The organism is Streptomyces yangpuensis, assembly GCF_024666385.1.
In the GTDB taxonomy this organism is placed as follows: Bacteria; Actinomycetota; Actinomycetes; order Streptomycetales; family Streptomycetaceae; genus Streptomyces; species Streptomyces yangpuensis.
In genome coordinates, this window is record NZ_CP102514.1 from 530,627 (window position 1) to 544,447 (window position 13,821).

Annotated in this window: 13 protein-coding genes; 3 read left to right on the forward strand and 10 right to left on the reverse strand. The window is 73.9% G+C overall.

Translation table 11 applies throughout. The features are described 5' to 3' along the window. Window positions 1-51 precede the first annotated feature (51 nt). Window positions 52-894 carry a class I SAM-dependent methyltransferase gene (locus NRK68_RS02585; protein WP_183065946.1) on the reverse strand — a complete coding sequence of 281 codons (843 nt, stop codon included), beginning with the start codon at window positions 892-894 and terminating at the stop codon, window positions 52-54. Between the two features lie 54 nt (window positions 895-948). Between NRK68_RS02585 and NRK68_RS02590 the strand changes: the two genes are divergently transcribed. Continuing rightward, complete coding sequence (locus tag NRK68_RS02590) at window positions 949-1,518, forward strand: hypothetical protein (RefSeq protein ID WP_257854749.1); 570 nt, start codon at window positions 949-951, stop codon at window positions 1,516-1,518. On the opposite strand, the gene NRK68_RS02595 is transcribed toward NRK68_RS02590, so the two are convergent. Together NRK68_RS02595 and NRK68_RS02600 are read right to left on the reverse strand one after the other, a co-directional pair. After that, window positions 1,490-2,182 carry an HAD family hydrolase gene (locus tag NRK68_RS02595; RefSeq protein WP_257854751.1) on the reverse strand — a complete coding sequence of 231 codons (693 nt, stop codon included), beginning with the start codon at window positions 2,180-2,182 and terminating at the stop codon, window positions 1,490-1,492. The two genes, NRK68_RS02590 and NRK68_RS02595, sit on opposite strands and share 29 nt — an antisense overlap. A gap of 54 nt (window positions 2,183-2,236) precedes the next feature. Beyond that, entirely contained in the window at window positions 2,237-3,634 is a 1,398-nt protein-coding gene (locus NRK68_RS02600; RefSeq protein ID WP_257854752.1) for a L,D-transpeptidase, read from the reverse strand. 199 nt (window positions 3,635-3,833) lie between these two features. Here NRK68_RS02600 and NRK68_RS02605 point away from each other — a divergent pair, with 199 nt between their 5' ends. Both NRK68_RS02605 and NRK68_RS02610 read left to right on the forward strand, forming a co-directional pair. After that, a complete protein-coding gene (locus tag NRK68_RS02605; RefSeq protein ID WP_257854754.1) occupies window positions 3,834-4,340 on the forward strand; it encodes a GNAT family N-acetyltransferase in 507 nt (168 codons plus the stop codon). A 78-nt stretch (window positions 4,341-4,418) separates the two neighbouring features. Then, window positions 4,419-5,426 carry an NAD-dependent epimerase/dehydratase family protein gene (locus NRK68_RS02610; RefSeq protein WP_257854755.1) on the forward strand — a complete coding sequence of 336 codons (1,008 nt, stop codon included), beginning with the start codon at window positions 4,419-4,421 and terminating at the stop codon, window positions 5,424-5,426. 80 nt (window positions 5,427-5,506) lie between these two features. On the opposite strand, the gene NRK68_RS02615 is transcribed toward NRK68_RS02610, so the two are convergent. From NRK68_RS02615 to NRK68_RS02645, 7 genes are all read right to left on the reverse strand, one after another. Continuing rightward, a complete protein-coding gene (locus NRK68_RS02615) occupies window positions 5,507-6,319 on the reverse strand; it encodes a class I SAM-dependent methyltransferase (protein WP_257854756.1) in 813 nt (270 codons plus the stop codon). Window positions 6,320-6,483: 164 nt separating this feature from the next. Then, window positions 6,484-7,374, reverse strand: a complete 891-nt coding sequence (locus NRK68_RS02620; protein WP_373023451.1) for an ABC transporter ATP-binding protein — start codon at window positions 7,372-7,374, stop codon at window positions 6,484-6,486. After that, window positions 7,371-8,381 (reverse strand): ABC transporter ATP-binding protein, encoded by a 1,011-nt coding sequence (locus tag NRK68_RS02625; RefSeq protein WP_257854758.1) that lies wholly within the window; start codon window positions 8,379-8,381, stop codon window positions 7,371-7,373. Before NRK68_RS02625 ends, NRK68_RS02620 begins: the two co-directional genes overlap by 4 nt. Next, complete coding sequence (locus NRK68_RS02630) at window positions 8,381-9,250, reverse strand: ABC transporter permease (RefSeq protein ID WP_183065940.1); 870 nt, start codon at window positions 9,248-9,250, stop codon at window positions 8,381-8,383. Before NRK68_RS02630 ends, NRK68_RS02625 begins: the two co-directional genes overlap by 1 nt. Beyond that, on the reverse strand, window positions 9,247-10,215 hold the full coding sequence (locus NRK68_RS02635; protein WP_183065939.1) for an ABC transporter permease: 969 nt from the start codon (window positions 10,213-10,215) through the stop codon (window positions 9,247-9,249). Before NRK68_RS02635 ends, NRK68_RS02630 begins: the two co-directional genes overlap by 4 nt. Further along, complete coding sequence (locus tag NRK68_RS02640; RefSeq protein ID WP_257854759.1) at window positions 10,212-11,888, reverse strand: ABC transporter substrate-binding protein; 1,677 nt, start codon at window positions 11,886-11,888, stop codon at window positions 10,212-10,214. The genes NRK68_RS02635 and NRK68_RS02640 overlap by 4 nt, the downstream gene beginning before the upstream one ends. Before the next feature lie 152 nt (window positions 11,889-12,040). Then, entirely contained in the window at window positions 12,041-13,723 is a 1,683-nt protein-coding gene (locus NRK68_RS02645) for an amidohydrolase (RefSeq protein WP_183065937.1), read from the reverse strand. Window positions 13,724-13,821 lie beyond the last annotated feature (98 nt).

Here is a 13,821-nt window from a genome sequence, read left to right on the forward strand (position 1 = left end):
CACCACAGTCCCGCGGCGGGGTGTGTCGGCCGGAGCCGGCCGGAGCCTCCCTCAGGGGGCGTGCGGATGCGGGGCGCGGGCGACCAGCGAGTACATGACGGGGAGGTGGGAGTCACCGAACGGCAGCCGGTACAGGCCGTCCGGACCCTGGGGCAGGATGCCGCGGGGGTCGAACTCCGCGGCGATGTGCTCGCCGAGGTGTTTCACCGTCAGGCCGGCGGTCGCGGCCGCGGTGACGATCTCCCCGAGGGAGTGCGGGTATTCGATCACGTCCTGGGCCGGCAGGCTGAGGCCCGGTTCGGCGTAGGTCCCGGTGACGGTGTCGCGGTGGGGCTCGCCGCCGCCGTAGGGCCAGTCGACGACGAGCGGTTGGAGCGTGGCGACGGTCTGGAAGGCCGGGTGCAGGTCGACCAGAACCAGGCTGCCGCCGGGCCTGAGGGCCATGGCCGCGCCGCGCATCCAGGCGTCGAGGTCGCCGATCCAGCACAGGATCCCGTAGGTGGCGACGGCGAGATCGAAGCGGCCGGCCAGGCTGTCCGGCAGCCGCTGGGTGTCGGCCTCGACGAAGGTGGCGGGCAGGCCGGTCCGTTCGGCCAGCAGGCGGGCCCGTTCGACGGCCGTCGGCGAGAAGTCGACGCCGGTGACGCGGGCTCCCCGCCGGGCCCAGCTCAGGGTGTTCATGCCGAAGTGGCACTGGAGGTGGAGCAGGTCCTTGCCGGCGACGTCGCCGACCAGCTCGCGTTCCAGCAGGTGGAGCGTCTCGCGCCCCGCGACGAAGGACTCGACGTCGTAGAACCGGTCGGTGGCCGTCGAGCCGTGGACCCGGGCCCGGGTCTCCCACATGGCGCGATTGAGTGCGGCCGCGTCGTCGGCGTTCGCCGGGGTGTCGATCATGAAGTCGAGGATGGCACACCGCCCGTTCGAGGGCGCGTCATTTACGGTGTCCCCATGGGCATACGAGGGCGCCCCCACCGGGCCTACCGGTACGTGGGGCCCGCCGGGCCGCTGTCACTGGTCCGACCGGGCAGCGGGGGCTGCGGCATCCGGTCGGCGGCGGATGCCGAGGCGTGGCTCTCCGCGCTGCCCGCGCGGGAGCTCGCCGAGCCGTTCACGTTCGTCGTCGGCACCACCGGTGTGCTGCGGCTCGCGCCGCGGCGCGGCGAGCATGTCGTGTGCGCGGGCGGCGCGGCCGTCCTGGCCGCCGGTGAGATGGGGTTCTCCCGGGCGGCGTCCGGTGCGTGGGTGGTCGACGAGGTCAGCAACCAGTCGACCGGGTACTGCCCCGACGTCGTCTCCTGGGCGGCCGTCGCGGACGCGCTGGGCGCGGCCGGGATCGGGCACCCGGGCGGGTACACGCACGAGGTGGTGTTCCGCCGGTGCCCCGGATGCCGGGAGGTCGGCATCGTGCGCGAGGACGACTTCGTGTGCGTCTTCTGCGACGGGCCGCTGCCGTCCCGGTGGAACGTCGACGGCGACCCGCCGGCTGCGTCTATCCCAGCCGGTCGAGGAGGGGTGTGAGGCCGTGCGGCCGCCGGTCGACAGGCAGGTGGTCGACGAAGTGCACCGGGCAGCCGAGCGCCGCGGCGCCGCCGTCCGCGGTGCGGTCGTCGCCGACCATCAGCACCTCGCCGGGCGGCAGGCCGAGCAGGTCGCAGGAGGTCCGGAACATCAGGGGATCGGGCTTCTGGACGCCCAGCTCGTAGGAGAGCACGTACACGTCGACCAGCTCGTCCAGGCCGTGCGTACGGAAGACCGGCCGCAGGTCCCAGCCGATGTTGCTCACCACGGCCACCGGGACGCCCCGGCGCCGCAGCTCGCGCAGCGTCGGTACGGTGTCCGGGTACGGCCGCCAGGCGGCCGGGCTCATGTGGCGGTCGTAGAGTGCCTGCGCCAGCTCCGGCGCGGGAAGGCCGGCGGCCAGCGCCAGACCGCCGTAGGCGGCCCGGTGCTGATCGGTGCTCACGTCCCGTTCCTGCCATAGGGCTGCGAGGTGCGGGGGTATCCGCCGGGGCGCGGAGCCGCCCGGCAGGGCGCCGTACTCCGTCAGCCGCCCCGCCGTCTCGCGGAACTCCTCGTCGGACAGCCGGATGCCGGTCGCCGCCAGGCCCGCGTCGAGCCACTCCTCCATCGACTCGATGCGCAGCAGCGTGCCGGAGAAGTCGAACATCACTCCTCGGATCATGGGGTGATCGTATGCCAGGGCCGCCCGGACGCCCCGTCAGGTCCGTCAGGTCCGTCAGGTGGTGGGGTGCAGGCGGGACGGGGTGAGCGGGGAGCCGGGCGGGGCTGCGTCGACGTCGGCCAGTGCGCTGCCGGCCAGCCAGCTCCGCCAGTCCACGTTCCAGTCGCCGAACCCGTTGCTGAAGGGGGCCATCTTCTCGCCGCCGCTGTTGACCACCTCCACGATGTCCCCCTCCCGGACGGTGTCGAAGAACCAGGCGGCGTTCTCTGTGCTCATCCCCGTACAGCCGTGGCTGACGTTCTCCTCGCCCTGCGCCTCGACCGACCAGGGCGCGGCGTGGATGTACTCGCCGCTCCAGGTCACCCGGGTCGCGTAGGAGACGGGCAGGTCGTAGAACTCCTTGGTGCCGCGTTTGATGCCGACGGTGTCGCCGCGCATACGGACCTTGGACTCCTTGCGCAGGACCACCTTGATGCCACTGCGGGTCCTGAACCCCTCCTTGCCGGTGGTGACCGGGATGGTCCTGATCACGCGTCCGTTGCGGCGTACGGTCATCCGGTGGGTGGCGGAGTCGGTGACGGCCTCGATCCGGTCCCCGATGGTGAACTGCAGGTCCTCCGAGGGGCCGCCGTAGGCCTGGTCACCGACCTCGACCCCGTCCAGTCCGCTGCGGACGCGGACCACCGTGTGCGCGGGCCAGTACGTACGGGGACGGAAGTGCAGGGTCGATGCGTCGACCCAGTGCCAGGCGCCCTCGACGTGCGGCTCCGAGGTCACCTCCAGCGCCTGTTCCAGCCGGGCGCGCGCCACGGGGTCGTCGGCGGGGACCGGCCGGCTGAGGGCGGCCGTCACGATCTCCCCGGCCCCGTAGGTGCCCGGGCCCGGCCCGAACTCGACGGTCAGCCTGCCCCCGTCCGCGGGGGGCGCGGTACGGAAGGCCATGGTGACGCCGACCGGGCTGCCGGCCGCGTCCTGCGCGCCGACCTGCACGGTGTACGTCTCCCCGGCGCGCAGCGACTCGGTGTTGAGCCAGCGGTCGTTGTGCGGGCCCAGTGCACCGGCCAGGTGGCGGCCGTGTCCGTCCCGCACGGTCACGTCCGTGATCCGGCCCGGTTCGCCGAGGGTGATCTCCAGGGGCCCGCCCGCGTCGGTGGGCCGCACCTCCGCCCAGGCGGCGTCGGCGAAGGCCGGCTCCTTCAGTACGGACCCCACGCCGCGTGCGGTGGCCCGTACCCGCTGCTCCTGCCAGCCGTCGCACAGCCCGGGCTGCAGCACCCGGGCGGCGCACCGCCCTTCGCCGGCCCCGCGGGACCCTTCGAGCACCCTCCCCACCAGCAGGGTGACCGCGGCTTCGCGCGCGTGGCCCGCGGGGGTGGTGTCCGATGAGGTCGCATCGGGGGCCCGGCCCGGCGCTGCGGCGACGACCAGCATGGCCCCCGTCACCGCAGCCACGGCGCCCCACGCCTTCGTCGGTTGTGTCCGTCGCATTCGTGGCATAGCCGTATCAAACAGATGGGGAGCCAACATGATGATCATGCGCTCGGCCCTGGGGCCGAACGGGCACCCGAAGTGAACTCGGACGGAGCACAGACCACCGCGGCCGCGGCGAAAACCGCTGTGCGTCCGGAAGGTTCCGCGCGGACAATGCCCCATGCCTGTACGCGCGGTCCACACTGACGAACTGACGATCCTCCAGAACATCGAGAGGGCGGCCGGACGCTGCTTCCGGGACATCGGAATGCCGGAGATCGCCGACGACGAGCCGCTGACGCTCGGCGAGTTCGCCCCCTACCGGGAGGCGGGGCTGGCCTGGGTGGCGGTGGACGGTGCCGACGCCCCGGTCGGCTACCTCATAGCCGAACGTGTGGAGGGCAACCTCCACGTCGAGCAGGTGTCCGTGCACCCGGACCACGCCCGCCGTGGCATCGGCCGGTCCCTGCTGGACCACCTCGCCGCGGTCGCCGTGGGCGAGGGCGTGCCCGCGCTGACGCTCACCACCTTCACCGAGGTCCCGTGGAACGCCCCGTACTACGTCCGCTGCGGCTTCCGTCCCCTCGCCGCGGAGGCGCTCACTCCGGGCCTGCGGGAGATCCGCGCGCGCGAGGCGGCGCACGGGCTGGACCGGTGGCCCCGCGTCTGCATGCGCCGCGATCTGTGAGGCAGGCGCGGCGCCCACGTCCTTCGCCGACCGCGAACCGGTTCACGGTCGGCGGCCCCGGTGTGCTGGGGTGGACGGATGGAGCTTCTGATACTGGGCGGAACGGCGTGGCTGGGGCGTGAGATCACCCGGCAGGCGGTGGAACGCGGCCATGACGTGACGTGCCTGGCCCGCGGCGAGAGCGGCGAAGTGGCGCCGGGCGCACGGCTGGTGGCGGCGGACCGGCAGGACGGGGCCGTCGCCTACGCCGGTCTCCTGGACCGCGACTGGGACGCCGTACTGGAGGTGTCCTGGCAGCCGGCGTTCGTCCGCGACGCGCTGGTGGCGCTGGCGGAACGGGCCCGGCACTGGACGTACGTCTCGTCCGTCAGCGCCTACGCCGACCACGGCACGGTCGGCGGCGACGAGTCGGCCGCGCTCCTCGCGCCCACGGAGCAGCAGTACGTGGGGCGGGAGGAGTACGGGGAGGCCAAGGTCGCCTGCGAAGCGGCCGTACGCGCGGCGGTCGGGGACCGGCTCGTCGTCGCCCGGGCCGGACTGATCGGCGGCCCGGGAGACCACACCGGGCGGTCGGGGTACTGGGTGGCGCGCGCCGCCCGCACGGTGGACCAGCCGATGCTCGTGCCGCACTCCCCCGGCCTGCCGACGCAGGTGGTGGACGTGCGTGATCTCGCGGGATGGCTGCTGGACCTGGCGCGGGAGGGCACGGTCGGGACCTTCGACGCGGTGGGGCCCGTCGTGCCGTTCGACGAGTGGGTCGGCCTGTCGCGCCGCGTGGCCGGGCACACCGGGGAGGTGGCGACGGCGGACCCGCAGTGGTTCCTGGACCGGAAGGTCGCGCCGTTCATGGGACCGGAGTCGCTGGCCATGTGGATGACCGACCCGCGGTGGGCGGGCTTCTCCGCCCGCAGCGGTGCCGCGGCGCGCGCGGCGGGGCTGCGGCACCGGCCGCGCGCGGAGATGCTCGCGGACCTCCTGGAGTGGGAGCGCGCCGAGGGCCTGGACCGCGTCCGCCGGGCCGGCCTGAGCACCGGCTACGAAAGCGAACTCCTCGCCGAACTCGACGGCGCCGAACTCGACCGCTGAGCCCGGCGGCTGAGCCCGCCCGCTGAGCCCGGCGGCTGAGCCCGGCCGCTGAGCCCGGCCGCGGTCGCGGCCCGCCCCGGTCAGCGCCGCGGCCTGGTGGCGACGGCGGCCCCGATACGGAGGGTCCGGACGTAGGTGCCGCCGGGATCGTGGTCGAGCAGGGCCCGGCGCAGCTCCGTACCGAAGGCTGCCGTGCGGTCGCCCCGCACGGCCGGGCCGGAAGAGGGGAGCGAGAGCTGGAGGCCGACCACCTCGTCCACGGTGCGGCGGACGGTCTGGTCCCACTGGTGGGTCTCGACGCGCGAGAGCGGCGACTTCGCGAGGAGGTCGCCCAGCTCGACCCAGTCCTCGCCGTCATCCCGGATCTCGGCGTCCTCCCGGCCGTCCCCGTCGGCCCCGCCGGTTCCGAGGAAGCGTGCGCGCACCTCGTCGACCACGGTCAGCCAGGCCGGCCGCCGTGCGCCGGGCCGGTGCAGGCCGGCGACGACGGCGAGCCCGCCCCGCGGCGCGAGCACCTCGTCGAGGTCGGTCAGCACCCGCGCCCGGTCCATCCGGCGGAAGGCCCTGCCGATGACGCACAGGTCGATCCGGGGCAGGCACAGCCGGGTGACGGCGGCGTCGTCGCCGCGCAGCCAGGAGATGTTCGTGAGGCCGCGCTCCTCGGCGAGCCGTGTCCCCTCGGCGAGCATCGCCGGCTCCGGGTCCACGGCGTACACGTGGTCGGCCAGCGGGGCCAGGGGCAGAGCGAGCGTGCCGGGGCCGGCGCCGAGATCCAGGACGGTCTGGGAGCCGTCGAGCACGAAGCGGTCCGCGAGCAGGTCGTGGAACTCCCGCGGGTACGGGGGCCGGTAGCGGGCGTAGTAGGGGGCGGCGGACGCGAACGGGGTGCTCATGGGGTCCTCCCTCCGGGGTTGCACCCGCCGATCGTGGAGCACGCAAGCGGCTTCCGCGTGCGCCGGGCGCCCCGAATCCCCCGAACGGATGTCTGCGGGGCGCCCCGGGAGGCCGCTCCCCCGCCATGCGCCGTTCCCATGGCGTTCGCCCGGCGTTCCCCGCCCTACGCCGGAAGGCGTTTCGGGTCGAGGGCCCTGCGGCGCGAGCCGATCGAGCCGGGGTCCCAGCCCGGGCGGGGTACCGACGCCAGGAGCAGCCTGGTGTAGGGGTCGCCGGGCGCGGTGAGGAGTTCGGCGACCGGGCCGTGCTCCCGGGTCCGGCCGCGGTACATGACCAGCGCCTCGTCGCAGACGTAGCGGACCACCGCCAGGTCGTGGCTGACGAAGACCAGCCCGATGCCCGTGTCGCGCCGGATGTCCGACAGCAGGTTGAGGACCTGTGCCTGTACGGACACGTCGAGGGCGGAGACCGCCTCGTCGAGCACCAGGACGGCGGGCCGGACCGCGAGCGCCCGGGCGATGGCGGCGCGCTGGCGCTGCCCGCCCGAGAGGTGGCGGGGCAGGGCGGCCGCCTCCCGGTCGCCCAGGCCCACCTGGGCCAGCAGTTCCCGGACCCGGGCGGACCGGGCGGCCGGGTCGCGGGAGCCGTGGAGCCTCAGTACGCCGTCGATCGTCGCGCCGATGGTCATCCGGGCGTCCAGGGAGAGGTAGGGGTCCTGGAAGACGATCTGGACGGCCTTGGCCCGGGCCAGCCGGGCCGCCTTCCCGCGTACGGAGGCGGCCAACGGCTCGCCCTGTACGAGGATCCGGCCCGCGTCGGGGCGTTCGAGGCCGACGAGCATCCGGGCGGTGGTGGTCTTCCCGGATCCGGATTCGCCGACGATGCCGAGGGCGCCGCCGGGCGGGAGGGTGAAGGTGAGGTCGTCGACCGCGACGACCTCGGTGCCGCCCGTCCGGTAGGTCTTGCGCAGACCGCCGACCTCCAGGAGCGCGGGCGCGGCGGCGGGAGCCGGCACACAAGTGGGAGCGGGCGCGGGGGTGGGAGCGGTGGTCACGTGTCCTCCTTGCGGGACTCGGGGGATGCAGCCGGGTCCGGCGCCGCCGCGGCGAGTTCGGCGGTGCGGTGGCAGGCCACCTCGGCCCGGCCGTGCCGCTCCGGCAGCGGCGCGGACCGGTCGCAGCGGCCCGGCTCGGCGAAGCGGCAGCGGGGTGCGAAGGCGCAGCCGGGGGCGGACTCCAGCAGGCCCAGGGGGGCGCCGGGGATGGGGGTGAGGCGGGCGAGCGGGCCGTGCAGGGGCGGCGTGGAGCCGAGCAGGCCCGCGGTGTACGGGTGGCGGGGCGCGGCGAAGAGCTCCCCGACGGGCGCCGTTTCGACGATCCTGCCCGCGTACAGGACGTGGATCCGGTCGCTGACGGCGGCCGCGAGTTCGATGTCGTGGGTGATCAGGAGGAGGCCGAGGCCGCGTTCGCGCTGGAGCCGGCCCAGCACGGCGAGGATCTCGGCCTGGGTGCTGACGTCGAGGGCGGTGGTGGGTTCGTCGCAGAGCAGGAGCTGTGGTTCGGTGGTGAGGGCGGCGGCGATCACGACGCGCTGGAGCATGCCACCGGAGAGCTCGTGCGGGTACTGCTCCAGGTGCCGGACCGGGTCGGGCAGGCCGACCGCGTCGAGCAGTTCGGCCGCCCGGACCGCGGCCCGGGCCCGGGACCAGCCGTGGGCCAGACGCAGCGGCTCGGTGAGGAAGTCCCCGACACGGCGTACGGGGTTGAGGGCGGCGCGGGGGTCCTGGTAGATCATCGCGGCCTTGTTCGTACGGATGTCGCGCAGGGCTGCGGGGCCGGCGCCGACGACGGCGGTGCCGGCGACGCGGACCTGGCCGGTGATCTCGGCGCCGGCGGGGAAGAGGCCGAGGGCGGCGCGGGCGGTGACCGACTTCCCCGAGCCGGACTCGCCGACGAGGGCGACGACCTCCCCGGCGCCGACCCGCAGGTCGACGCCGTCCAGGACGGGCCGGGCCGCGCCGGGCAGGGTGACGCCGAGCGCGTCGTATGCGAGCAGCGGCATCAGGAGTCCCTCCCGGCGAGCCGGTCGCCGAGGCTCTCCCCGACGACGTTGAAGGCGACGACCACCAGGACGACCGCGACGGCCGGGGCGATCGCGGACAGCGGCCGGCCCTGGAGCACGGCGGCCTGCCCCTGGTTGATCATGGCGCCCCAGTCGGGGGCCGGCGGCTGGACACCGAGCCCCAGGAACGAGAGGGCGGCGAGGTCGAGCAGGGCGTACCCGAAGTTCACCGTCGACTGGGCGAGCAGGGTCGGGGCCAGGGTCGGGAGCATCCTGCGGACCGTCACGAACAGCGCGGAGTGCCCCTGGACCCGGTAGGCGGCGATGTACGGGCGGGCCTTCTCCTGCACCGCGAGGCCGCGCACCAGTCGCGCGGTGTACGGCATGTAGGCGATCGCCATGGCGATGACGGGGGCGGTCATGCCCTTGCCGAAGAGGGCCACGGCGAGGATGGCGAGCAGCAGCGCGGGGAACGCGAACACGATGTCGAGCACACGGGCGGTCAGGGCGTCGATCCAGCCGCCGCGCCAGGCGGTGAACAGGCCCACGGCGGTGCCCAGCACGGTGGAGAAGACCACCACCGCGAGGGGGCCGGCGAGGCTGGTGCGGGTGCCCGCGATCAGTGCCGAGAAGGTGTCGCGGCCGCCCTGGTCGGTGCCCAGCCAGTGGTCCGCGCCGGGGCCGAGGAGGGTGTCGCCCAGGCGGCCGAACGCCGGGTCGTGGGGGGTGAGCCACGGCGCGAGCAGGGCCACCAGGACGAACAGGACCAGCAGGACCAGGCAGGTCTGCCGGAGCCGGCCGCCGCCGAGGACGCGCAGCCGGGTCAGGGGGCCGCGGGCGGCGGCCTTCGGTGCGGTGTGCGTGCTCATCGTGCGCTCCCCGCTGCCGCCAGGCGCGGATCGATCAGCGGGTGCACCAGATCGACGAGGGCGTTGACCACGACGAAGGCGGCCACGACGAGCAGCACGATGGCCTGGACGACCTGGAAGTCGAGCTGGTCCACCGACTGGACGAGCAGGGAGCCCACTCCGGACATCCCGAAGGCGGTCTCGACGATCGCGGTACTGACCAGCATGCCGGACACCAGGAGGGCCGACACCGTCACGATCGGCCCCAGCGCGTTGCGCAGCACGTGGCGCCTGATGACGGTGGCGCGGGGTGTGCCGCGGCTCAGGGCGACCTCCACGTGTTCGCGGCGCAGTTCGTCCAGCATCGCCGAGCGGGTCACCCGGGCCACCAGTGCCATGAAGGTCACGGACAGTGCGGCGGCCGGGAGGACGACGTGGTGGAGCCGGTCGAGGAGGCCGGTGCCGTTGCCGATGGTCGGGAACCAGCCCAGGTGCACACCCAGGACCGATCTGAGCAGGAGGGCCGCGACGAAGGCGGGTGCGGCGGCCCCGACCGTGACCAGCAGCATGAGGGACCGGTCGGTGCGCGATCCGCGGCGCAGAGCGCCGACGATGCCCGAGCCGATACCGAAGACGGCGATCATCAGGGCCGAGACGCCGATGAGCAGCAGGGACGCGGGCAGCCGCGACCAGATGACGGAGGAGACGTCCTGGTGGAGGAGGTACGAGCGGCCCAGGTCGCCGTGGAGGACGCCCTCCAGCCAGTGCCAGTACCGGACGAGGAACGGTTCGTCGAAGCCGTACTGGCGGCGGATCTCGGCGAGTTCCTCCGGGCCGGCGCTGCGCCCCTTCACCAGGAAGGAGGCCGGGTCGCCGGGTGCGAGGAACAGGGAGGAGAAGACGAGGAAGGAGGTGACGAGCAGGGTCGCCGCCATCCCGGCCAGTCTGCGCAGGATCCGTACGGCCCGTGCCGCGGCGGCGGTCATCCGCTCGCCCCGATCTCGGCGGCCCACGGGTAGTACAGGTAGGCGATGGACGGCTGGACGCCGGTGATGCGCTTGCCGAGGAAGACGCTCACGGGCTGGGTGTAGAGAGGCAGCCAGGGCAGCTCACGCAGGGCGATGCGCTGGGCCTCGGCGTTGGCGGCGGTGTGCTCGGCGGGGTCGTGGGCGGCGACGGCCCGGTCGACGGCCGCGTCGAAGGCGGGGTCGGACCAGCCGCCGTAGTTGCTGAACGCGTCGGACCGCAGGACCCCGTACATGTCGAGCGGGTCGGTGATGGAGGTGTTCCAGAAGGTGAGGAAGAGGTCGACGCCCTCGCGTGCGGCGGGGTCGGTGAAGAGGGTGGAGTACTTCTCGGCGGAGACGGAGTCGATCTGCGGCTTGAGGCCGATGGCCGTGGCGGCCTGGGCGACGGCCTGGGTGATGATGGTCGTCTGGGAGTCCAGCGGGCTCGTCGCTATCACGATCTTCTGCCCGTTCACTCCCGCTTCGGCGGCGAGCGCCTTGGCCTTGGCCGGGTCGTAGGGGTAGCGGGGCAGGTCGCGCCGGATCGCCTCGCGGGTCGCGCCGGGGGCGTCGGTCCACAGGTTGTCGGTGACGAGGGAGTGGGCGACCTCGCCGACCCCGCCGACGCCGGCCTTGAGGATGCCCTCGCGGTCGATGGCCATGAGGAGGGCCCGGCGTACGCGGGCGTCGCCGAGCGGGCCCTTGAGGTTGCTGACGACCTCGTCGGCGACGGTGGTGTTGCGGCCGAAGTAGAGGGTTCCGGCCTTGGTGTGGCGCAGCCCGGCGTAGGCGTCGGCCGGGACCATCCAGCCGCCGTCGACCTCGCCGCTCCGGAAGGCGTCGACGCGGGTGGTCGCGTCGGCGAGGAAGACGAACTTCACCTGGCCGGCCCTGGCCCTGAGCGCGGGGTTCCAGTAGTCGTCGAAACGCTTGAGGGTGAGCGACTGGCCGGAGGTCCACGAGCCGAAGGAGAAGGGGCCGGTGCAGTTCACGCCGGTCCGCGGATTGCCGTAGTCGTTGCCGGAGGCGGCGATGGTGGCGGCGGACTCGACGGTGCCGGGGCCCGCGGCGAGGTACTTGTTGAAGGTCGAGTCGGGCCGCGAAAGGATGACGGTGACCTCCAGCGGCCCGGTGCGGTCGACGGACTTGACGTTGCGCAAGGAGTTGGCCCAGACGCTCGCCGTCTGCGGGTCGAGGTTGCGGCGCAGGGAGGCCACCACGTCGTCGGCGGTGAGGGTGGTCCCGTCGTGGAAGCGGACGCCGGGGCGGATCTGGTAGACCCAGGTGGTGGGGGTGGGGTTGGTGTACGAGGTCGCGAGGTTGGGCGAGGTCGTGAGGTCCGGGTTCCAGCGCAGCAGGCTCTCGCAGACGTTGGCGAGGATCTGGTTGGGCGGGAAGTCGTAGGCGTGGGCGTAGTCGAGGGTGGTCGGCTCCGCGTAGATCGACCAGGTGAAGGAGTCGACGTCGCCGGCGGGGGCGGGGGTCCTGTCGGTGAGCTGGAAGGCGGTGGCGGCGTCCTTCCCCCGGCCGGTGGGGCCGGGGCCCGTGCAGGCGGTGGTGACGAGCAGCGCGGCCGCGGCGAGGGCGACCGTCGCGGTGGTGCGGATCCCGCCGCGGCGGCGCGGCGGGGTTCCCGATGTGGCTGGTGACATCGTCTGGCTCCCTGAGGGGTGAGCGTGGTGGGGTGGGTGGCGCGCGGCCGGTGGCGGGGACGGCGGCACGGGCGGTGGCGGGCCGGCCGGTGGCCCGCGGCCGGTGGCGGGTGGCGGGCCGGCGGGTGGCGGGCCGGCGGGTGGCGGGCCGTTCAGTCCTTCGCGGTGAAGACGGCTTCCCCGCCGAGGTACGTTCGCAGGACGCGGGTTTCGGCGATCTCCTCGGCGGGACGGGCGAAGGGGTCGCGGTCGAGGACGACGAGGTCGGCGTACTTGGCCGCCTCGACGGTGCCGGTGACGTCGTCGAGGTGGTTCACCCAGGCGCTGCCCGCGGTGTAGGCCGTCAGCGCCTGCGCGAGGGTGAGGGCCTGCTCCGGGAAGAACGGGGGCATGGGCCCGGAGGTCCGGGCGGGGTCGAGGTCCTCGACGGGCACGGCACGGTTGACGGCCACGTGGATGCCCCAGAGGGGGTTGGGGCTGCTCACCGACCAGTCGCTGCCGGCGACCAGGCGGGTGCCGGCGCGCAGCAGGTCCCCGAAGGGGTATTGGAGGGCGGCCCGTTCGGGTCCGAGGAAGGGGATCGTGAGCTCGTCCATCTGCGGTTCGTGGGCGGCCCACAGCGCCTGGATGTTGGCGGCGGCGCCCAGGGCGGCGAACCGGCCGATGTCGTCGGGGTGGACGAGTTGCAGGTGGGCGAGGTGGTGGCGGTTGTCGTTGGCCCCGTTGGCGGTGCGGGCCGCGGTGAGGGCGTCGAGCACCTCCCGTACGGCGCGGTCGCCGAGCGCGTGGAAGTGGAGCTGGAAGCCGGAGCGGTCGAGCCTGGTCACGGCCTCGGTGAGGAGGCCCGGATCGATGAAGCTGAGGCCGGAGTTGGCCGTGGCGCAGCCGCAGCGGTCGAGGTAGGGCTCCAGCAGGCCGGCGGTGAAGTTCTCCGCGATGCCGTCCTGCATGATCTTGATGCTGGTGGCGTCGAAGCGGCCGACCCGGCCGGCGCGGCGGCGTTCCTCCAGTTCGGGGATCTGCTCCAGGCCGCGTTCGCGGTCCCACCACAGGGCGCCGACGACGCGTGCGCGGAGCGAGCCCTCGCGGGCGGCGCGCAGGTAGACGCCGTAGTTGTCGGGGTTGCCGGGGAAGGCGCCGATCATGGCATCCTGCCAGCCGGTCACGCCGAGGGAGAAGAGGTGCTCCTGGGCGGCGAGGAGACCGGCGTACGCCTCGTCCGGGGTGGCGATCGGCACGTGGCGGGCGACGAGGTCCATGGCGCCCTCCTGGAGGGTGCCGGCGGGGGTGCCGTCGGGCTCCCGTTCGATCCGGCCGTCGACCGGGTCGGGGGTGGTGCGGTCGACGCCGGAGAGTTCGAGGGCGAGGGTGTTGGCCCAGGCGCCGTGGCCGTCGCGGTTGGTGAGCATGACGGGCCGGTCCGGTACCACCGCGTCGAGCATGGCGCGCGTCGGTGTGCCGCCGGGGAAGGCGTCCATGGACCAGCCGCCGCCGCGGATCCACGCGGCTCCGGGGTGCCGCCCCGCGTAGCCGGCCACCACCTCCAGATAGCCGTCGATGGTGCGTTCCGCGCTCAGATCGCAGCCGAGCATCTGCGCTCCGGCCACGACCGGGTGGACGTGCGCGTCCTGGAAGCCGGGGACGAGCAGTCCACCGCGCAGGTCGACCACCTCGGTGTCCGCGTCCGCGAGGGAACGCACCGCGCTCTCGTCGGTGACGGCGAGGATCCGTCCGCCGCCCACGGCGACGGCGGCGTCGACGGGGGCCGGACCGGCCCCGGTGAACACCTTCCCGCCCACGAATACGGTGTCGGCCCGCTGGCTGTTCTTGGACATCGACGCATCCTCCGGCTCGGCGGGCGGACCCGCTCGGCTTGTTGTTGAGGAGGAGTGAACGGGAGCGCAACACTGTTGTCAACGATGTTGCGCCAACT